This is a genomic window from Kocuria sp. CCUG 69068, from assembly GCF_020833785.1.
GTDB classification, from domain to species: Bacteria; Actinomycetota; Actinomycetes; order Actinomycetales; family Micrococcaceae; genus Kocuria; species Kocuria rosea.
The window spans coordinates 1-18,909 of the sequence record NZ_PDDL01000070.1; the positions used below are offsets into that span (position 1 = coordinate 1).

The window sequence follows — 18,909 nt, forward strand, 5'->3', positions numbered from 1 at the left end:
CCCTGCACCCGCCGGGCCGCCCGGAGCGCTCGCGCGCCGAGGAGCTGCTGCGGCCCACGGTCCCCGTGCTCGTGCTGCAGGGCACACGGGACGCCTTCGGCTCCGCGGACGAGGTCGCGGCCGCCGCGGACGGCGCGCCGGCCGTCGACGTCGTCCCGGTGGAGGGCGCCGACCACGCCCTGGCGGTCCGCCGGTCCGGGCCCGTGAGCCAGGAGGACACGCTCGCGCTGGTCGCCGCGGAGGTGCGCCGCTTCCTCCAGCGGACGCGCACGACCCGCTGAGCACCGGCGGGACTTCAACGGCGCGCCGACCGGGACTACCGTGAGGAGCACAGGGTCACCGCGACCCGTCCGCGACCAGGGAGAGAACCGTCATGGCCCGCACCCCAGCATCCTCCGACCCGCTCCGGCCCGATCCCGCCCCCGGGGATGAGCCGCGGATCCCCGCTGCGGACGCGTCCGCCGCGGACCGGCCGGCGCCCGGCCGGGAGCCGGCCGTCCGGCCGCAGACGGCCACGGACCCCGCCCTGGACGGTCACCAGAAGCAGGGCGTCTCGGGCGCCGCGTGGACGGCCCTGATCCTCGGCCTGCTGATCCTGATCCTGCTGCTGGTCTTCATCCTGCAGAACAACGTCCCGGCGGACTTCAACTACCTGGGCTGGCAGTTCAGCCTCCCCCTCGGCGTCGCCATGCTGCTCGCGGCGGTCGCCGGCGCCCTCATCATGGGTCTCGTCGGCTCCGTCCGGCTCTTCAAGCTGGGCCACCGGGTGCGCAAGCTCGAGAAGGAGCGCGCCGACATCAAGCGCGCCCTGCGCTGACCCCCGCCGCCGCCTCGGCGGTCGCCGTCGGTCGCCGGCGGGTGTCTCATGACGTCAGTAACGGGTCGGCCCATTGTGCGGGCGGCAACAGGCAGTAGCCTGACAGCACCCCGAACGACAGGACGGTTCCCATGAGCTCCCCCGCACTCCCCGACGACCGCCCGGCCCCCGAGGACGTCGAGGTGGTCGCCCCCGCGACCGTCGTCGACCTCACCAGCGGCACCGCCCAGATCACGCCCGTGCTGGTCGACGGCGAGGCGCGCTACGCCGTGGACCTGCCCGACCAGCCCTTGGACGACGACGACGTGGCGAGTCTCGCCGTTGCGCTGCAGGCGGCGCAGGCCGGCCCCGCGGTGCTCGTGGACGTCGAGGACTACCTCGAGGCGGCGGCACCGCCGGAGGACGCCGCCTAGATGTACTGACTCACCAGGTTGTTGATGACAGGAGAGACCTCCGGGTCGAGTGTGGAGTTGTCTAGATTCCCGCCCGACCACGGAGGTCTCCCATGTCCCACGCTAATGCCCGACTGACCCCGGCGGGACGTCGAATCCTGGTAGACCGCATCGCGGCTGGACGTCCGGTGGCGCACGTGGCCGCCGAGATGGGTGTCTCGGCGACCACGGCCTGGCGGTGGTGGCGCCGCTTCCAGGACGAGGGCACCTCCGGGCTGGTCGACCGGTCCTCCCGCCCGCGCACCTGCCCGCACCGCACCATCGCCTGCCTCGAGACCAGGATCCGCATCGCCCGGTTCTTGCTGCACCGCGGTCCGCTGGTGATCGCCCGGGTCACCGGGGTGCCGGCGGCCACGGTGGGCCGGGTCCTGGCCCGCTACCGCACCCCGCCGCTGTCGGCGGTGGACCCGATCACAGGCACCGTGATCCGTGCGCACAGAGTCACCGGCCGCCGTTACGAGCACCCCTACCCGGGGTCGCTGGTGCACCTGGATGTGAAGAAGCTCGGCCGGATTCCCGACGGCGGTGGGTGGCGGGCCGACCCGGGGCAGAGCCGCCCCGTGCACCGCAGCGGCCGCCAGGGGCTCGGTTACGACTTCGTGCACACCGCCATCGACGACCACTCCCGCCTGGCCTACGCCGAGATCCACGACGACGAGCGGGGCGGCACCTGCGCAGGGTTCCTCACCCGGGCCGCGGCCTACTTCGCCGCCCACGGCATCACCGGGGTAGAGCGGGTGATCACCGACAACGCCTTCGCCTACCGGCACTCCACAGCCTTCAAGACCGCGGTGGCCGCCCTGGGCGCGCGGCAGAAGTTCATCAAACCCCACTGCCCCTGGACCAACGGCAAGGCTGAGCGCCTCAACCGCACCCTGGCACGGGAGTGGGCCTACGCCCGCGCCTACACCAGCAACACTGCACGTGCGCAGGCCTTGCCCGATTGGCTGGAGCACTACAACCTGGAGCGACCCCACACCGGCATCGGCGGCCTGTGCCCGATCGAGCGCATCAACAACGCTGCGGGTCAGTACACCTAGACCCCGCGGTAAGGGCCCGGTTCGGTCCGCCGGCACGACGAAGACCTCGGGCCGCGACGTCGAGAACGCCTCGACGTCGCGGCCCGAGGTCTTTTCCGCGCCCGGAGGAATGATCTGCCGCACTGCGTGCGAGTCGCACGCGGGCTGACCGCCCCGCATTCCCTAAAGTGATGAACGGATCCCCCGCCCCCACCGGAGAGACGGCCATGTCACCGAACCCCCCGCAGAACGTCCACCAGAAGCCGGCCTTCGGGCGACTGGGACTGGTCGCCCTGTCCCTGGCCCTGGTCACCGGGTGCACCACTCCCGACAGCGGCGGGATCGACGAGCCCGGCGCGTCTCCCAGCGCCTCGTCCTCCCCGACGTCCGGGGCCACCGGCAGCGCGGAGGCGACGCAGCCGGACCCATCGCCGACCCCGTCGACGACCCCCGGGGCCACCCCGCCGCCCATGCCCGGGGCGCTGCCGGACCAGGACTTCACCTACGACGAGGCCTACGCGGCCTGGCAGGACGGGATGCCCTACTACGACGCCTTCTGCATCCACTACGAACCCGTCACACCGGCCGGGGTGTCGCAGTGCGAGGGCATCGAGAACGGCACCGTCGACAGCATCACCGGTGAGCCCCTCGGGCAGTAGGCAGGACGTGCCGGGCCGCGCGCCGAACCGCCATTGCGGCTGATTGGCGCGCCCGGCCGCAGACCTCGCCCGAGCAGCCGAAGATCCCCCACCGAGACCGAACGGAATGTGTCGCGTCGCCGGTGCGGGACAATCGTCGGGTGGACGATCTGCACGTGCCCCCGGGCCCCGGCGCGCCCCGCGGCCTCAGGGTGCCGGCGGGTGAGCTGGTCGAGCAGTTCTCCCACGCCTCCGGCCCGGGCGGCCAGGGCGTCAACACCACGGACTCCCGGGTGCAGCTCTCTCTCGACCTGGCCACGACGACGGCGCTGAGCGACGCGCAGCGCGCACGTGCCCTCGATCAGCTCGCCGGCAGGCTCTCGGGCACCGTGCTCACCGTCAGCGCCGCCGAGCACCGCTCCCAGCGACAGAACCGCACCGCGGCGAGACAGCGTCTCGCCTCACTCCTGCGCGGCGCCGTGGTGCCGCCGGTGGTCCGGCGAGCGACCCGGCCCACCCACGGCTCGCGCCGTCGCCGTCTCGAAGGAAAACGCCGCCGCTCCGAGACCAAGCAGAACCGCCGGCGCCCCGGGCCGGAATGACCCGCGCCGGCGCGGAGGACCCGCCCGGCTCAGACGTTGAAGCGGAACTCCACGACGTCGCCGTCGCGCATGACGTAGTCCTTGCCCTCGATCCGGACCTTGCCGGCGGCCTTCGCGTCGGCCATGGACCCGGCGGCGTCGAGGTCCTCGAAGGAGACGATCTCGGCCTTGATGAAGCCGCGCTCGAAGTCGGTGTGGATGACGCCGGCGGCCTGCGGGGCGGTGGCGCCCACGGGGATGGTCCAGGCGCGCGACTCCTTGGGCCCGGCGGTGAGGTAGGTCTGCAGCCCGAGGGTGTGGAACCCCGTGCGGGCGAGCTTGTCGAGACCGGCCTCGTCCTGCCCGGACATCTCCAGCATCTCCTTCGCCTCCTCCTCGTCGAGCTCCACGAGCTCGGACTCGAGCTTCGCGTCGAGGAAGACGGCGTCGGCGGGCGCCACGAGCTCGCGCAGCTCCTGCTGCTTGGCCTCGTCGCCGAGCACCCCGTCGTCGGCGTTGAAGACGTAGATGAACGGCTTGGCGGTGAGCAGGCTGAGGTCGCGCAGCTGGTCGACGTCCAGCTTCTCCTTCTCGGCCGCCCCGAAGACGGTGTCCCCACGCTCGAGGATCGTCTGCGCCTGCTGCATGGCGGCGAGCTTGGCGGGATCGGCCTTCTTGATCTTGACCTGCTTCTCGAGGCGCGGGATCGCGTTCTCGAGGGTCTGCAGGTCGGCGAGGATCAGCTCGGTGTTGATGGTCTCCATGTCCGAGGCGGGGTTGATCTCGCCGTCGACGTGGATGACATCCGGGTCGTCGAAGGCGCGGACCACCTGGGCGATCGCGTGCGCCTCGCGGATGTTGGCGAGGAACTGGTTGCCCAGGCCCTCCCCCTCGGACGCGCCCTTGACGATGCCGGCGATGTCCACGAAGGACACGGTCGCGGGCAGGATCCGGTCCGAGCCGTGGATCTCCGCGAGCCGGTCCAGCCGCGGGTCCGGCAGGTTGACCACGCCGATGTTCGGCTCGATGGTCGCGAACGGGTAGTTCGCCGCCAGGACGGTGTTGCGGGTCAGCGCGTTGAACAGGGTGGACTTGCCGACGTTGGGCAGTCCGACGATTCCGATAGTAAGAGCCACGGGAGACCATCCTACCGGGCACGGCGCCGGCACGCCGTGCCGCCCCCGGGGCCCCTGGCCGAGGTCGTGGGCGTGTCCTGGCCCGTGGGGCTTCCGGGACGGCGCGCGGTGGAGCAGAGTCGGAGCATGACGTCCTCCCCCGCCTCCCGCACTTCGCCGCACCCGAGCCCCGCCGACCCGACGGCCGGTTCCCCGGCCGTCGACGTCTCCGGCGTCCACAAGGGCTTCGGGCGCGGCGAGCAGCGCGTCCGCGCCGTGGACGGCGTGAGCATGCGCATCGAGCGCGGCGAGGTCGTCGCGCTGCTCGGGCCCAACGGCGCCGGGAAGACCACCCTCCTCGACATGGTCCTGGGCTTCACCGACCCCGACGACGGCACCGTGCGCACCCTCGGCGCCGCCCCGCGCGAGAGCGTGCGGGCAGGGCGGATCGGCGCGGTCCTGCAGACCGGGGGGCTGCTCGACGACCTGTCCGTGCGCGAGACGGTCGCGATGGTCGCGACCCTGCACCGGGATCCGCTGCCCGTGGACGAGGCCCTGGGCCGGGCGGGGGCCGCCGGGTTCGCGCGGCGGAAGGTCTCCAAGTGCTCGGGCGGCGAGCAGCAGCGGCTGCGCTTCGCGCTGGCCCTGCTGCCCGAGCCGGACCTGCTGGTCCTCGACGAGCCGACCGCGGGCATGGACGTCGGCGCCCGGCGGGAGTTCTGGGCCGCGATGCACGCCGAGGCGGAGCGCGGCCGGACGGTCGTGTTCGCCACCCACTACCTCGACGAGGCCGAGGAGTTCGCCGCCCGCACCGTGGTGCTCAAGGGCGGGCGGGTGGTCGCCGATGCCCCCACCGCCGAGGTGCAGGCCCTGGCGGGCCACCGCGTGGTCAGCTTCCGCTGGGAAGGGCCCGGGCCCGTCGTCGTCCCGGGGGCGACCGCGCTGGAGCCCGCCGGCGGACGCCGGCGGCTCACGGGCCCCGACACGGACGCCATCGCCCGCCACCTGCTGACGACCACGGGCGCGAGCGAGCTCGAGATCACCCACGCCGGACTCGAGGAGGCCTTCCTGGGTCTCACCGCCGACTGACCGGCCCCGCTCGCCCCGTCCCGACTCCCCGCCCCGACGCACCGTCCCTACTCCCCCGTCCCGGAGGACCAGCACCATGAGCATCGCCTACGCCGCCCACGACCTGCGCCGCAACGTGCGCATGGTCGAGAACACCTTCTTCATCGTGGTCCTGCCCGCCGTGCTCTACGTGATGTTCACGGCGCTGGGGGACTTCTCCGACCTGCGGGTGGGCCACGGCAACGCCGGCGGGTACAACATGATCTCGATGGCGGTCTACGGGGCGGTCACCGCGACCACCTCGATCGCCGGCTCCGCCGCCGTGGAGCAGGCCCGCGGCTGGGGCCGGCAGATCGGGCTCACCCCGGCGCCGCGGCACGGGTACGTGCTGTCCAAGGTGGCCGTGGCCCTGGCCATGGCCGCGCTGCCCGTCCTCGTGGTCTACGCCGTGGGCGCCCTGACCGGTGCCGAGCTGGGCGGCTGGCGCTGGCCCGCCACGGCGGCGATCGTCGTGGCCGGCTCCTCGGTGTTCGCCCTCTACGGCCTGGCGGCCGGGCTGCTGTTCCGCTCCGAGTCCGCCGTGGGGGCGGCCTCCGGGATGCTCGTGGTGCTCAGCTTCTTCGGCAACCTGTTCGTCCCGCTCACCGGGGTGATGCTCGACATCGCGCGCTTCACCCCGCTCTACGGCTTGGCCGGGCTCGCCCGCTATCCGCTCGTGGAGGGCGACGTCGTGGCGACCAGCGGACCGCCGGTGGAGTCCGACCCCCTGTGGGCGCTGCTGCTGAACACCGGGCTCTGGACGGTGGTCTTCACGGCCGTGGTGCTGCTGGCCGTGCGCCGGACCACGGTCCGGCGCTGACCGGGCGACGCTCCGGGGAGCGGGGCGGTGAGCGCCGCTGCCGTGCGGTGTCCGGGTGGCGTGCCACACTGCTGGGCATGACCGTCAGCCTCGTCGTCGTCCTCGTCCTGCTCGCCCTGCTGGTGGGCGCCCTCCTGGGCGCCGCCGTGGCGCGGGTCCGTGCCGCCCGGGAGGTTCGGGCGGCCGAGGAGGAGCGGGCCGGGCTGCAGGCCGAGCTCGCCGCCGTCCAGGACCGGCTCGTGGACCTGGCCTCCGAGCGGGCGGCGGCCGTCGAGGCGCGCGCCCAGCTCGAGGACCGGCTGCGGGACGCCGACGCCCGCTCCGTGCAGGACAACAACGTCCTGCGGGCCCTGGCGCCGGTGGCCCACCAGCTGCGCTCGGTCGAGGAGCACGTGACGGCGCTCGAGCGGGACCGGGCCGAGCAGTACGGGGGCATCACCCAGGCCCTCGCCCACACCCGCGAGGTCGGCGACCACCTGCGCACCGCGACCACCTCCCTGTCCTCTGCGCTGCGCTCGGCCTCCGCGCGCGGCCTGTGGGGCGAGGTGCAGCTGCGCCGGGTGGTCGAGTCCGCGGGGATGACCGCGCACGTCGACTTCCGGGAGCAGGTCGCCTCCAACGGCACCACCGCGGACGGCGAGCGCAGCGCGATCCGCCCGGACATGGTGGTGCACCTGCCGGGGGGCCGCGACATCGTCCTGGACGCCAAGGCGCCCATGACCGCCTACCTGCGCGCCCAGGACGCCGAGGACGACGCCGGGCGCCGGGCGCAGCTGGCCGGCCACGCGAAGGCCGTGCGCGGGCACGTGGACGCGCTGGCGTCGAAGAAGTACTGGGAGGCGCGGGACGCCTCCCCCGAACTGGTGCTGTGCTTCCTGCCCGCCGAGTCGGCGCTCTCCGCGGCCCTGGACGCGGACCCGACCCTGCTGGACCACGCCGCGAGCCGCAACGTGGCGATCGTGTCGCCGGTCTCGCTGCTCGCCTCGCTCAAGGCCGTGGCGTTCACGTGGCGGCAGAACGGGCTCACGGAGAACGCCAAGGAGCTCTTCGACCTCTCCCGTCAGCTCTACGAGCGGCTGGGCACGGTCGGCAAGCACCTCGACGACATGGGCCGGTCGCTGCAGAAGTCGGTGGAGACCTACAACCGGCTGACGGGCTCCGTGGAGACCCGGGTGTTTCCCACGGCCCGGCGGATCAACGACCTCGACCCCACGCTGGCGGAGGACGATCGGCTCACCACGCGTCCGCTCGTGGTGGCGCCGCGCCCGCTCACGGCGCCGGAGTTCACCGAGGCGGCGCAGCTGCCGCCGGCGCCGGAGGCGGTGCAGCTTCCGGAGCCGGCGGAGCGCCCGGCCCGCACCGAGCCGGGCGGGAGCGTGCCGGGGCAGCTCGACGAGCGCGCGGCGGGTTGAGCGGACGGGTCCGCCCGCGGCTCAGCGGGTGGGGCGGGCCCCGCGGCCGCCGAGCCGGTGGGAGGTGTCCCCGGCCGCGGTGAGCCGGGCGCGCAGCTCCTTGGGGAGGGAGAACAGCACGTCCTCCTCGGCGGTGACGACCTCCTCGACCTCGCCGTAGCCGTAGTCCGCGAGCAGGCGCAGCACGTCCTTGACGAGGACCTCCGGCACGGAGGCTCCGCTGGTGACGCCCACGGTGGCGACGCCCTCGAACCAGGACTCGTCCACCTGGTTCGCGAAGTCCACGCGCTCGGCGCGGCGGGCGCCGTACTCGAGGGCGACCTCCTTGAGCCGCACGGAGTTCGAGGAGTTCGCCGATCCCACGACGATCACGAGGTCAGCGTCCGGGGCGATCTTCTTGATCGCGGTCTGCCGGTTGGAGGTGGCGTAGCAGATGTCGTCGCTGGGCGGGTCCTGCAGGGAGGGGAAGCGCTCGCGCAGCTTCTGCACGGTCTCCAGGGTCTCGTCCACGCTGAGGGTGGTCTGGGAGAGCCAGACGACCTTCTCCGGGTCGCGGACGACGACCTGGCCGACCTCGTCGGGGCTGTTCACCACCTGGATGTGCTCGGGGGCCTCGCCGGCGGTGCCCTCGACCTCCTCGTGGCCGTCGTGGCCGATCAGGAGGATGTCGTAGTCGCTCTTCGCGAAGCGCACGGCCTCGCGGTGGACCTTGGTGACCAGCGGGCACGTGGCGTCGATGGTGCGCAGCTCGCGGGATTTCGCGGACTCCACCACGGCCGGGGAGACGCCGTGGGCGGAGAAGATCAGCAGGGACCCCTCGGGGACCTCGTCGGTCTCCTCGACGAACACGGCGCCCTGCTCCTCGAGGGTGCTCACCACGAACTTGTTGTGCACGATCTCCTTGCGCACGTACACGGGGGCGCCGTAGTGCTCGAGCGCCTTCTCCACGGCGATGACGGCGCGGTCGACGCCGGCGCAGTAGCCGCGGGGGGACGCGAGCAGGACCTTCTTCGGTCCGGCCACGGGAGCGGCGGCGGCCACGTCCTCCGGCGAGCGCCGGGAACGGGGGACGGTGGGCATGGAGAGCGCAACGGTGGTCGGCATGGCCTCCATGCTACGCGGTGGGGCGGGGCCCGCGCCGTGATCCGCCCGACACGAGGATGGCCCCGACGAGGCCCACGACGCCCGTGATCCCGGCAGCCCAGGCGGCCGTGACCATCTGCTCGCCGAGGGAGTCGGTGAGCAGGAGGACGGCCCGGTCGGCGGCGAGCCGGACCACGGGGTCGCCGCCGAGCATGCCGGAGGCCCGCTGCACGCCCTGCTCCACGAGCAGCCACGCGACGCCCAGTCCGGCCAGGGTCCCCAGCCCCAGCACGGCGAGCACGGCGAAGCGGTGCCGGGTCACGAGCAGCGCGAGCACGGCGAGCACCGCGGCGGTCCACGTGAGCGGGACGGCCAGGTCGGTGACCCGGGTGCCCGCCTCGATCAGGCGCCCGGTGTTCGACCCCGGGACGGTGATCCGGCTCTCGCGCTCCGCCAGGCCGACGTCCACTCCGACGGCCCGCTGCACGGCGGCGTCGACCTCCCGGAGGACGGGGGCGATGTCCAGCACGAGGTCCTTCGGCGGCTCCTCCACCGCGCCGTCCACGGGGACGTTGGCCTCGTGGGTGCGGGTGAGCGCCTCCGTCCACGCGCGCTGGTAGGCGGGGTCGGCGGTGAGGTCCGCGGCGACGTCGGCCGCACGGCGGGCGGCGTCCTCGAGCATCCGGTCGAGGAACCCGACGCCGGTGGCCCGCTCCCCCACGATCCGGTCGGCCACCTGCCCCACCGCGGTGCGGGCCAGCTCCTCCTGGAACGGCCGGTCCTCGGCGAGGGTGCCCACCACCCGGGTGAAGCCGTCGCGGGAGACCAGGGTGTCCTGGGCCCAGTGCAGGGGCACGAGCAGCGCCACGAGGGACGCGGCGGCGAGGCCCAGGACGGTGCCGAGGCCGGTGCGCAGGACGGTCGTGGCGCGTCGTCGGGGGCGGGGCGCGGAACGGGGCGCGGAGCGGTGTCCGGGGGCGGGGGGTGCTGAGAGGCTCACGGAACCACTGTACGCACGGGCGGAGCGCGTGCACGGGTGTCCCCGTCGGGTGGTAAGCATGAGGCATGACGTATCTGGAGCCGCAGCAGGACGCCCCGGCGGGCGGCGAGCGGGAGCTGCCGCAGCGGGCGGACCGGACCACCCCGGAGAACCCGTGGCCGCTGCGGATGCTCTCCGAGAACCTGCATGCCTACATCGCCCGCTGCGCGCCCACGTGGGTCGAGGGGCAGATCATCGAGCTCAACCGGCGCGCCCGCGTCACCTACGTGACTCTGCGGGACGTCGACGCCGAGATCTCCGTGCCCGTGACCCTCTTCGCCAACGAGACCGCCCACCTGGACCGTCCCCTGGAGAAGGGGATGCGGGTGGTCGCCCAGCTCAAACCGGACTTCTGGGCCAAGACCGGCCGGCTGTCCATGCTGGGCCGCGGCATCCGCCCGGTGGGCCTGGGCGACCTGCTGGAGCGGCTCGAGCGGCTGCGGCGCGCCCTCGCCGAGGAGGGGCTCTTCGACGCCGCCCGGAAGAAGCCCCTGCCCCTGCTCCCCCGCCGGGTCGGCCTCGTCACGGGGCGCAACTCGGACGCCGAGAAGGACGTCATCCGCAACGCGTCCCTGCGCTGGCCGGCCGTGGACTTCGAGGTGCGGGAGGTCGCGGTCCAGGGCTCCGGCGCGGTGCGCGCCGTGACCCAGGCGCTGCGCGAGCTCGACGGCATGGCCGAGGTGGACGTCATCGTGATCGCCCGCGGCGGCGGCTCCTTCGAGGACCTCCTGGCCTTCAGCGACGAGTCCCTGATCCGGGCCGTGGCGGCCGCCCGGACCCCGGTGGTCAGCGCCATCGGGCACGAGAACGACCAGCCGCTGCTCGACTGGGTGGCCGACCTGCGGGCCTCGACCCCCACGGACGCCGGCAAGCGGATCGTCCCCGACGTCGTCGAGGAGCGCGCCGGGGTGGCCCGGGCCCGGGCGGGCCTGGACCGCGCCGTGCGGGGCTTCCTGGACCGGGAGGCCGCCGGTCTGACCGCCGTGCGCACCCGGCCCGTCCTGGCCCAGCCGGAGGACATGATCCTGCTCCGGGAGGAGGACGTGGACCGGTGGCGCACCCGGGCGCTGTCCGCCGTGGACTCCCGGACCCTGCGGGAGCGGGACGCCGTGCGCTCCCTGCGCGCCCGGGTGCGGGCGCTGTCCCCCCAGGAGACCCTGCAGCGCGGCTACTCCGTGGTCCTGGACGCCTCGGGCGCCGTGGTCACCGACGCCGCCGCCGTGCGCGCCGGGGACCTGCTGGGGGTGCGCCTGGCCGCGGGCGAGCTCGGCGTGCGCACCGAGACCGTCTCCGCCCGACGCCCGGGCGAGCACCCCGGCTCCCCCTGACCCACCGGGGCACCGGCACCACCGCCGTCCCCGACCGTTCCGAACGAGAGGCGCCACCCATGGCGAGCACCGACCACCCCGCAGCACCCGACCTGTCCGACATCGCCGGCCTGGGCTACGAGCAGGCCCGCGAGGAGCTCGTGCAGGTCGTCTCCCGGCTCGAGGCCGGGGGCACGTCCCTCGAGGAGTCCCTCGCGCTCTGGGAGCGCGGCGAGGCCCTCGCCACCCGCTGCGAGCAGTGGCTCGACGGCGCCCGCGAGCGGCTCGACGCGGCCCGGAGCCGGCGCGCGGACGCCGACGGGGGCGACGGCGAGGAGGGCGCCGGGCGCGGCTGAGCCGGCCCGGCCCGCCGTGGCGCGGGTCAGAGCTCGGAGAGGCGCCGGCGCGCGTCCTCGACGTCGTAGCCGGGGTCCGGCCAGTCGAGCCGCAGGCCCGCGAGCGCGGAGATCAGCAGGTCCTGGACCACGGCCCGGGCGTACCACTTCCGGTCGGTGGGCACCACGTACCAGGGCGCGTGGTCGGCGTCGGTCGCGTCGATGGCCCGTTCGTAGGCGGCCATGTAGGTCTCCCACCGGCTGCGCGCCTCGAGGTCCGAGGGATCGAACTTCCACTGCTTCGTCCGGTCGCTCATGCGGGCGAGGAGGTTCTCGCGCTGCTCGTCCAGGCCCAGGTGCAGGAAGACCTTGACGACCACCACCCCGTCGTCGGCGAGCTCCTGCTCGAAGTGCCGGATCTCGGTGTAGCGCCGCTCGAGCTGCCGGTCGTCGAGCACGTCGTGCACCACGGGCACCAGCACGTCCTCGTAGTGGGACCGGTCGAACGCGCCGATCACCCCGGGCCGGGGCAGCTGGCGCCGCACCCGCTGGAGGAAGTGCTGGGCGGCCTCCTCCTCGGTGGGCCGGCCGAAGCCGTGGGTGTGCACGCCGTGCGGGCTGAGCCCGCCCAGCACGTGCTGGATGACGCCGCCCTTCCCGGAGGTGTCCATGCCCTGCAGCACGAGCAGCACCCGGTGCCGGGCGCCCACCGTGGCGTTGGCGTAGATCTGGCGCTGCAGCCGGGACAGCTCGGCGTCCCGGGCGGCCCGCAGCGCGGTGCCCTGCTGCTTCTTCCCCCGGAACCCGGGGGTGGAGCGGGTGTCCACCGCGTCCAGGGACAGGCCCGGCCGGGCGCGCAGCAGAGGCCGTACGTCCTGCTCGAACCCGGTGCCGGGGCTCTGGTCGGCTGCGCTCATGCGGGACCTCCTGGGAGTGCGGGGCGGGCCGCGGGGCGCGGCCCGCCGGTCACTGGCGGTAGTTGCCGAGGAACTCCTCGATCCGGTCCAGCGCCGTGGCCAGCATCTCCACGGACGGCAGGGTGACGAGGCGGAAGTGGTCGGGCTCCGGCCAGTTGAACGCCCGGCCGTGGCTGACGAGGATCTTCTGCTCCTTGAGCAGGTCGAGGGCGAACTTCTCGTCGTCGACGATGTTGAACTTCTCCACGTCGAGCTTGGGGAACAGGTACAGGGCGCCGTCGGCCTGCCGGCAGGACACGCCGTCGATCTCGTTGAGCCGCCGGTGGGCGAGGTCGCGCTGGGCCTTGAGCCGCCCGCCCGGGAGGATGAGGTCGTTGATCGACTGGTAGCCGCCGAGCGCGGTCTGGATCGCGTGCTGGGCCGGGACGTTGGCGCACATGCGCATGTTGGCGAGCAGCTTGATGCCCTCGATGAAGCTCTCGGCCTTCCAGTTGGGCCCGGTGATCGCCAGCCATCCGGCGCGGTACCCGGCCACCCGGTAGGCCTTGGAGAGCCCGGAGAAGGTCAGGCACAGCACGTCCTCGCCGGTGAGGGTCGCGGTGTTGATCATCTCGGCGTCGTCGTAGGTGATCTTCTCGTAGATCTCGTCCGAGAACAGGATCAGCTCGTGCTCCGCGGCGAGGTCCACGATGGTCTGCAGCACCTCGCGGGAGTAGACCGCGCCGGTGGGGTTGTTCGGGTTGATGATCACGATGCCCTTGGTGTTGGGGGTGATCTTCGCCGCGAGGTCCTCGAGGTCCGGGTTCCAGTCGTTGTCCTCGTCGCAACGGTAGTGCACGGGGGTGCCGCCGGACAGGGCCACCGACGCCGTCCACAGCGGGTAGTCGGGGGACGGGATGAGGATCTCGTCGCCCGGGTTGCACAGCGCCTGCAGCGTCATGGTGATGAGCTCGGAGACGCCGTTGCCCAGGTAGACATCGTCGGTGTCGAGGTTCATGATCCCGCGCGTCTGGTAGTACTGCACCACGGCCGTGCGGGCCGAGTAGATGCCGCGGGAGTCCGAGTAGCCCTGCGCGTTGGGCAGGTTCTTGATCATGTCCACGAGGATCGCGTCGGGTGCCTCGAAGCCGAACGGCGCGGGGTTGCCGATGTTGAGCTTGAGGATCCGGTGGCCCTCCGCCTCCATGTGCTCCGCCTGCTCCAGCACGGGGCCGCGGATGTCGTAGAGGACGTTCTTGAGCTTGTCGGACTGCTTCACCACTGACATGCGGTACACCTTACCCCCGGGGTGCACGCCGTCCGGGGCACCCGTCGGTGCGCCGATCAGGTGTCGTCGCTGCCCTCGAGCCAGTACCGCGCGGCCTCCTCGGGCGTGTACGGGTCGCGGGCGGAGGTCATCCGGGTCATCAGCACGAGGTCCTCGGTGCCGATCTGCGCGGAGACCCCGTCGACGACGTCCGCGGCGGCGTCCGGCAGGTCCTCGGCCGCCACGGGGACCACCCGCTGCGGGACGAAGTTGTTGAGCGGGTCGGCCAGGACCACGAGGGCGTTGTCCTCGATGGCGGGCGAGGCCGTGAACAGGGCCGCGGCCTGCACCCGGTCCTCGAGCAGTGCGTCCACGAGGTCGTCCTGGTCGCCGAACGGCACGAACCTGCCGGGCACGCACTCGTAGGCGTCCTCCAGTCCCTCCGGGCCGTAGGAGCGGCCCGCGAAGTCGAGGTCGGTGCCCAGCGCCAGCTCGTCGCACACCGGGCCCAGGTCCTCCAGGTCGGTGAGCTCGTGCTCCACGGCGGTCGGCCGGGTCACGACGACCGCCACCGTATTCTCCGCCGGGGCCGGCTCGAGGGTCCGCAGGCCCTCGGGCAGCACGTCCTGCACCCCGGCCAGCACGTCGTCGTCGTCCGCGCGCTCCTCCCCCAGTCCCAGCAGCTCGGAGAGGTCCTCGGCGAGCCCGCCGTCCTCGGCGTCCGGGGACGGCGTGGGGGTGGGCGTCGCCCCGTCCGTGGGCGCCGCGGTGGCCGGGCCCACCGGCGCCCGGCCGCGCAGGTGCAGGTAGAGGTTGCCGGAGTAGTCCGCGGCGACCTCCACCTCCCCCCGCTCGAGGGCCCCGAGGTAGTCGGCGCGCTCGGTCCCGGCGTCGACCACGCTCGCGTCGAAGCCGGCCTCCCGCAGCCGCCCGGCGTAGACGTGGGCGAGCACGGCCGTCTGCCCGGTGGGTCCCGCCGCGATCCGGACCGGCTCCGCGGCGGGGGACGCCGCGGTGGCCGGCGGCTGCTCCGGGGCCCCGCCGCCGCACCCGGTGAGCGCGGCGACGGCGAGCAGGCCCGCGGCGGCGCCACGGCGGCTCACCGGCCCTCCCCCGGTCCCGCGGTGCCCGCAGGGCCCGTGGCCACGAGCCCGGCCAGCTCGAGGCCCACGGGCACGAGGCCGACCAGGGGCAGCTGCGGCAGCGCCGCCAGGGGGAACCAGCGGGCCTCGTCGGAGGAGCCGTCCTGCTCCGAGGTGAGCGTCCCGCCGGTGATGTGGGCACGGTAGATCACGCGCAGGGCGTGGAAGGGCCGGTCCCGGCCGTCCAGCCGCTCGCCGGCGTCCATGTGGCGGCTGTGCACGCCGAGCAGCTCGTCGAGCTCCACGGTGAAGCCGGTCTCCTCGTGCACCTCCCGCAGCGCGGTCTGCGCGGGCTGCTCCCCGATCTCCATGCCACCGCCGGGCAGGCTCCACGCCCCCCGCAGCGTGGGGTGGCGCGGGTTCCAGTGGCTGAGCAGCACCGCCCCGTCCTGGACGATCACGGCGTAGGCACCCACCCGGGTGTCCATGGGGAAACTCATGCCCCCCATTCTAGGAACGCCCGGGGCGGGGCGCCGACAGCGCGCGCGGCGGGCGGGCCGGTGGATCGGCCCCCGGGGATAATGGGCGCGTGAGCATCGTCGACAACGCCGTCTACCGGGGCGGACAGCGCATCGCGTCCCCCGCCACGCTCGAGGAGACCTACCGGCTGCTCGCCCGGCTCCGGACCGAGGACCCCCGCTGCACCGAGGCCGGGGAGCACTGCGTCCTCGTCTGGATCGGCCTGTACCGGCCCTCCGCGGACGAGCTCGACTCCCTGGCCGAGCAGTTCGGCCTGCACGAGCTCGCCGTGGAGGACATCCGGCAGGCCGAGCAGCGGCCCAAGCTCGACCGCTACGGGAGCACCCTGTTCACGGTGCTGCGCCCCGCCGTCTACCAGGACGCCACCGAGACGGTCGACTTCGGGGAGATCCACATCGTCACGGGACCCGGCTTCGTGATCACCGTCCGGCAGTCCGAGCACGGGCGGGTCGGGCGGGTCCGGACCCGGGTGGAGTCGCAGCCCGCCCTGCTGGTGACCGGCGCGGAGGCCGTGCTCTACGCGGTGCTCGACCAGACCGTGGACGACTACTACCCGGTGGTCGAGGGGCTCGAGAACGACATCGACGAGATCTCGGACGCCCTGTACTCCGGCTCCGGGGACGGCGTCGTCTCCCGGCGCATCTACCAGCTCACCCGGGAGGTCAGCGCGTTCCACCGGGCGGTCGCCCCGCTGGAGCTGGAGCTGCGGCAGTTCCTCGAGGAGCTCGCCGGGGCCGGCGCGCCCCGGGAGCTCCAGCACGTCCTGCGGGACGTCCTGGACCACCTGATCTTCGTCAACAACAAGGTCGAGTCCTTCCAGGCGTCCCTCACCAACGCCCTCATGCTGGACTCCACGCAGCTCGCCGCCCGGCAGAACGAGGCCGCGATCGAGCAGAACGAGCAGATGAAGCGGATCTCCTCCTGGGCGGCGATCCTGTTCGCGCCCTCGATCATCGGCTCCGTGTACGGGATGAACTTCCGGTTCATGCCGGAGCTGTCCTGGGTGTGGGGCTACCCCATGGCGCTGGGGCTGATGCTCGTGACGGGCGTGGTGCTCTACGTCGTGTTCCGGTTCAAACGGTGGCTGTGACCGCCGCGGTCACTGCTGCCCGCGCTCGCGGCGGGCGGAGTCGGACAGGCCCCGGCGGTTGCGCAGCACCCGCTTGAGCACCCACCACGCGATCAGGACCGCCACGGTGACGACCACGATCCGGGAGAAGATCCCGGCGTACTGCTCGGCGACGTGCCAGTTCTCGCCCAGGTAGAACCCGGCGAGCACGAAGATGGTGTTCCAGATCAGGGACCCCGCCGTGGTGAGCAGGACGAACGCGCCGAACGACATCCGCTCGATGCCGGCGGGGACCGAGATCAGCGACCGGAAGACGGGGATCATGCGCCCGAAGAAGACGGCGGCCTTCCCGTGCCGCTCGAACCACGCCTCGGTGCGGTCGAGGTCGTGCAGGTCAACCAGGGGCATCCGGTCCACGATCGCCCGCAGCCGGCGGCGGCCGAGCGCTGCACCGATCCAGTAGAGGGCCACGGCGCCGACCACCGAGCCCAGGGTCGTCCAGAAGATCGCCCCGCCGAGCGAGAAGCTGCCCTGGCTCGCGGTGAACCCGGCCAGCGGGAGGATCACCTCGGACGGCAGCGGCGGGAAGAGGTTCTCGAGCGCGACGAGCAGACCGGCGCCAGGAGCGCCGATGGCCTCCATGACGTCGACGGCCCAGCCGGCGACCCCGCCCAGCGTCTCGGCGCCGGAGTCCTGGGCCCCGGTGATCCGGGCGGCCAGGACGGCCGCGTCCGGGGCGGCGGTGAGGTCGGGGGCGGCGGTCGGGGCGGGGCTGGGTGCAGTCATGGGTCCTCGGCGGTGGGCGGGGCGGGGCGGGGCCCGGCGGGTGCGACCACCATTGTGCCCGACGCACCTCCGGGTCGGCTGGACGGCTGACGGGTCGCGGACGTCGTTGGTTACGCTTCCTCCATGCTCCTCCCTGCCCCCCTCCTGATGTCCACCCCCGTGCCGGCCCTGGACCCGGTGTGGGAGTTCTGGCTCGACAAGCCGCTGCGGATCCTCCTGGTGCTGCTCGGCGCCTCGATCCTGGCCGCCGTGGTGCGGCTGCTGATCCGCCGGGTCACCGGGGGGATCGCGAAGGGCACCCGGTCGCGGATCGTGCGCCGGATGGAGCGGGGCAGGCCGCGCTGGGTCGAGGACGCGGGACTGGCCGGCGCGCGGCAGTCCCAGCGCGCCCACACCATCGGCTCGGTGCTCTCGTCCGTGGGGACGGTGGTGATCTGGGCCGTGGCCCTGGTGATGATCATCTCGGAGCTCGACTACGACATCGGCCCGGTCCTGGCCTCCGCCGGCATCGCCGGGGTGGCCCTGAGCTTCGGGGCGCAGTCCCTCGTGAAGGACTACCTGTCCGGGATCTTCATGGTCGCCGAGGACCAGCTCGGCATCGGGGACGTCGTCGACCTCGGCGAGGCGAGCGGGACCGTGGAGTCCGTGGGGCTGCGCGTGACCCAGGTCCGGGACGTCAACGGCACCCTGTGGCACGTGCGCAACGGGGAGATCCTGCGCGTGGGCAACCAGTCCCAGGGCTGGGCCCGCTGCGTGCTGGACCTGCCGGTGCCCTACGACACGAACATCGAGCTGGTCACGGAGCTGATCCTGCACGAGGCGGGGCTGCTGCGGGACGACCCGAAGGTCGGCGAGTACATCACTGAGGACCCGGAGGTGTGGGGCGTGGAGGCCGTGACCGGGGAGTCCGTCACCGTGCGCGTGGCCGTCCGCACGGTCCCCCTCAAGCAGTGGGACGTGGCCCGGGCGCTGCGGCTGCGGATCAAGAAGATGCTCGACCGCGAGGGCCTGCACGTGCCCCTGCTGAACCAGACCGTGATCCGGCAGGCCGAGGCCGGGGTCGCGGCGCCCGGTCCGCCGGAGACGGGACAGGTCCGGTCGGTCCGGCGCGATGTGCCAGGATCGGACGCATGAGCATCGTCAAGATCAACGCCATCACCGTCCCGGCCGACTCCGGCGACGAGCTCGGCCGGCGCTTCGCCGCCCACAGCGGCTCCATGGCCGGGGTCACGGGCTTCGAGGGCTTCGAGCTGCTGCGGCCCACGGACGGGCGCACGCAGTGGCTCGTGCTCACCCGGTGGGCCGACGAGGACTCCTACGACGCCTGGCGGTCCTCGCAGGACTTCGCCCGGTCCCACGGCGGCCCCGCCGGGGAGGGCGAGCGCCCCCGGCCCGTGGGCACCGCCTCGGAGCTGTGGTCCTACACGGTGGCCGTCGAGCAGCAGTCCCCCGAACAGCGGTAGGCGCCCTCAGCGCCGGCCACGGCCGCCGGACCGGCGGCCGCCCTTGGGCCCGCCGCGACCGGACCGCGCCCCGCCCCGGGG

At 73.5% G+C, this 18,909-nt stretch carries 22 protein-coding genes; 14 read left to right on the plus strand and 8 right to left on the minus strand.

Annotated features, from left to right (window positions below; all coding sequences use genetic code 11):
• The 6 genes from CRM73_RS12985 to arfB form a co-directional block, all read left to right on the plus strand.
• On the plus strand, nucleotides 1–281 hold a 281-nt coding region (locus CRM73_RS12985), incomplete at its 5' end, for an alpha/beta family hydrolase (RefSeq protein ID WP_370658540.1).
• A gap of 92 nt (nucleotides 282–373) precedes the next feature.
• Nucleotides 374–817: a lipopolysaccharide assembly LapA domain-containing protein gene (locus CRM73_RS12990; RefSeq protein WP_229588007.1), complete on the plus strand. Its 444-nt coding sequence runs from the start codon at nucleotides 374–376 to the stop codon at nucleotides 815–817.
• A 131-nt stretch (nucleotides 818–948) separates the two neighbouring features.
• A complete protein-coding gene (locus CRM73_RS12995; RefSeq protein WP_229588009.1) occupies nucleotides 949–1,230 on the plus strand; it encodes a hypothetical protein in 282 nt (93 codons plus the stop codon).
• Between the two features lie 92 nt (nucleotides 1,231–1,322).
• Entirely contained in the window at nucleotides 1,323–2,309 is a 987-nt protein-coding gene (locus CRM73_RS13000) for an IS481 family transposase (RefSeq protein WP_229588011.1), read from the plus strand.
• 206 nt (nucleotides 2,310–2,515) lie between these two features.
• Complete coding sequence (locus CRM73_RS13005) at nucleotides 2,516–2,947, plus strand: hypothetical protein (protein WP_035927462.1); 432 nt, start codon at nucleotides 2,516–2,518, stop codon at nucleotides 2,945–2,947.
• A 140-nt stretch (nucleotides 2,948–3,087) separates the two neighbouring features.
• Nucleotides 3,088–3,528, plus strand: a complete 441-nt coding sequence (gene arfB, locus CRM73_RS13010; protein WP_229588013.1) for an alternative ribosome rescue aminoacyl-tRNA hydrolase ArfB — start codon at nucleotides 3,088–3,090, stop codon at nucleotides 3,526–3,528.
• A 29-nt stretch (nucleotides 3,529–3,557) separates the two neighbouring features.
• On the opposite strand, the gene ychF is transcribed toward arfB, so the two are convergent.
• On the minus strand, nucleotides 3,558–4,643 hold the full coding sequence (ychF, locus tag CRM73_RS13015; protein ID WP_109244456.1) for a redox-regulated ATPase YchF: 1,086 nt from the start codon (nucleotides 4,641–4,643) through the stop codon (nucleotides 3,558–3,560).
• A gap of 126 nt (nucleotides 4,644–4,769) precedes the next feature.
• Here ychF and CRM73_RS13020 point away from each other — a divergent pair, with 126 nt between their 5' ends.
• The 3 genes from CRM73_RS13020 to CRM73_RS13030 all read left to right on the plus strand — a co-directional run bounded on the left by CRM73_RS13020 (nucleotide 4,770) and on the right by CRM73_RS13030 (nucleotide 7,961).
• Nucleotides 4,770–5,711 (plus strand): ABC transporter ATP-binding protein, encoded by a 942-nt coding sequence (locus tag CRM73_RS13020; RefSeq protein ID WP_229588015.1) that lies wholly within the window; start codon nucleotides 4,770–4,772, stop codon nucleotides 5,709–5,711.
• Between the two features lie 76 nt (nucleotides 5,712–5,787).
• The gene (locus CRM73_RS13025; RefSeq protein WP_115162872.1) at nucleotides 5,788–6,549 is read left to right on the plus strand and encodes an ABC transporter permease; all 762 of its coding nucleotides are present in this window, start codon (nucleotides 5,788–5,790) and stop codon (nucleotides 6,547–6,549) included.
• A 77-nt stretch (nucleotides 6,550–6,626) separates the two neighbouring features.
• On the plus strand, nucleotides 6,627–7,961 hold the full coding sequence (locus CRM73_RS13030) for a DNA recombination protein RmuC (protein WP_229588017.1): 1,335 nt from the start codon (nucleotides 6,627–6,629) through the stop codon (nucleotides 7,959–7,961).
• 21 nt (nucleotides 7,962–7,982) lie between these two features.
• Here the strand turns inward: CRM73_RS13030 and CRM73_RS13035 are convergent, their stop codons facing one another.
• Together CRM73_RS13035 and CRM73_RS13040 are read right to left on the minus strand one after the other, a co-directional pair.
• Complete coding sequence (locus CRM73_RS13035; RefSeq protein ID WP_017833377.1) at nucleotides 7,983–9,065, minus strand: 4-hydroxy-3-methylbut-2-enyl diphosphate reductase; 1,083 nt, start codon at nucleotides 9,063–9,065, stop codon at nucleotides 7,983–7,985.
• 10 nt (nucleotides 9,066–9,075) lie between these two features.
• Nucleotides 9,076–10,044: a hypothetical protein gene (locus tag CRM73_RS13040; RefSeq protein ID WP_229588019.1), complete on the minus strand. Its 969-nt coding sequence runs from the start codon at nucleotides 10,042–10,044 to the stop codon at nucleotides 9,076–9,078.
• A 65-nt stretch (nucleotides 10,045–10,109) separates the two neighbouring features.
• Here CRM73_RS13040 and xseA point away from each other — a divergent pair, with 65 nt between their 5' ends.
• Nucleotides 10,110–11,411 (plus strand): exodeoxyribonuclease VII large subunit, encoded by a 1,302-nt coding sequence (xseA, locus tag CRM73_RS13045; protein WP_126350270.1) that lies wholly within the window; start codon nucleotides 10,110–10,112, stop codon nucleotides 11,409–11,411.
• Nucleotides 11,412–11,470: 59 nt separating this feature from the next.
• A complete protein-coding gene (locus tag CRM73_RS13050) occupies nucleotides 11,471–11,746 on the plus strand; it encodes an exodeoxyribonuclease VII small subunit (protein ID WP_035927490.1) in 276 nt (91 codons plus the stop codon).
• A gap of 26 nt (nucleotides 11,747–11,772) precedes the next feature.
• Here CRM73_RS13050 and CRM73_RS13055 read toward each other — a convergent pair whose 3' ends face one another.
• The 4 genes from CRM73_RS13055 to CRM73_RS13070 are packed head-to-tail and all read right to left on the minus strand — an operon-like array spanning nucleotide 11,773 to nucleotide 15,458.
• Nucleotides 11,773–12,642, minus strand: a complete 870-nt coding sequence (locus CRM73_RS13055) for a PPK2 family polyphosphate kinase (protein WP_095651601.1) — start codon at nucleotides 12,640–12,642, stop codon at nucleotides 11,773–11,775.
• A 49-nt stretch (nucleotides 12,643–12,691) separates the two neighbouring features.
• A complete protein-coding gene (locus tag CRM73_RS13060) occupies nucleotides 12,692–13,909 on the minus strand; it encodes a pyridoxal phosphate-dependent aminotransferase (RefSeq protein ID WP_035927494.1) in 1,218 nt (405 codons plus the stop codon).
• Nucleotides 13,910–13,965: 56 nt separating this feature from the next.
• Nucleotides 13,966–14,991: a glycine betaine ABC transporter substrate-binding protein gene (locus tag CRM73_RS13065; RefSeq protein ID WP_229588021.1), complete on the minus strand. Its 1,026-nt coding sequence runs from the start codon at nucleotides 14,989–14,991 to the stop codon at nucleotides 13,966–13,968.
• Nucleotides 14,988–15,458, minus strand: a complete 471-nt coding sequence (locus CRM73_RS13070; RefSeq protein ID WP_095651860.1) for an NUDIX hydrolase — start codon at nucleotides 15,456–15,458, stop codon at nucleotides 14,988–14,990. Before CRM73_RS13070 ends, CRM73_RS13065 begins: the two co-directional genes overlap by 4 nt.
• Before the next feature lie 101 nt (nucleotides 15,459–15,559).
• On the opposite strand from CRM73_RS13070, the gene CRM73_RS13075 reads away from it, so the two are divergent.
• Nucleotides 15,560–16,600: a magnesium and cobalt transport protein CorA gene (locus CRM73_RS13075; RefSeq protein WP_017833370.1), complete on the plus strand. Its 1,041-nt coding sequence runs from the start codon at nucleotides 15,560–15,562 to the stop codon at nucleotides 16,598–16,600.
• A gap of 9 nt (nucleotides 16,601–16,609) precedes the next feature.
• Here CRM73_RS13075 and CRM73_RS13080 read toward each other — a convergent pair whose 3' ends face one another.
• Nucleotides 16,610–17,365, minus strand: a complete 756-nt coding sequence (locus CRM73_RS13080) for a DedA family protein (RefSeq protein WP_115162879.1) — start codon at nucleotides 17,363–17,365, stop codon at nucleotides 16,610–16,612.
• A 123-nt stretch (nucleotides 17,366–17,488) separates the two neighbouring features.
• Here CRM73_RS13080 and CRM73_RS13085 point away from each other — a divergent pair, with 123 nt between their 5' ends.
• Both CRM73_RS13085 and CRM73_RS13090 read left to right on the plus strand, forming a co-directional pair.
• Nucleotides 17,489–18,499, plus strand: a complete 1,011-nt coding sequence (locus tag CRM73_RS13085) for a mechanosensitive ion channel family protein (RefSeq protein ID WP_017833368.1) — start codon at nucleotides 17,489–17,491, stop codon at nucleotides 18,497–18,499.
• Nucleotides 18,496–18,828: an antibiotic biosynthesis monooxygenase family protein gene (locus CRM73_RS13090; RefSeq protein ID WP_229588025.1), complete on the plus strand. Its 333-nt coding sequence runs from the start codon at nucleotides 18,496–18,498 to the stop codon at nucleotides 18,826–18,828. The genes CRM73_RS13085 and CRM73_RS13090 overlap by 4 nt, the downstream gene beginning before the upstream one ends.
• The last annotated feature ends 81 nt before the right edge of the window (nucleotides 18,829–18,909 follow it).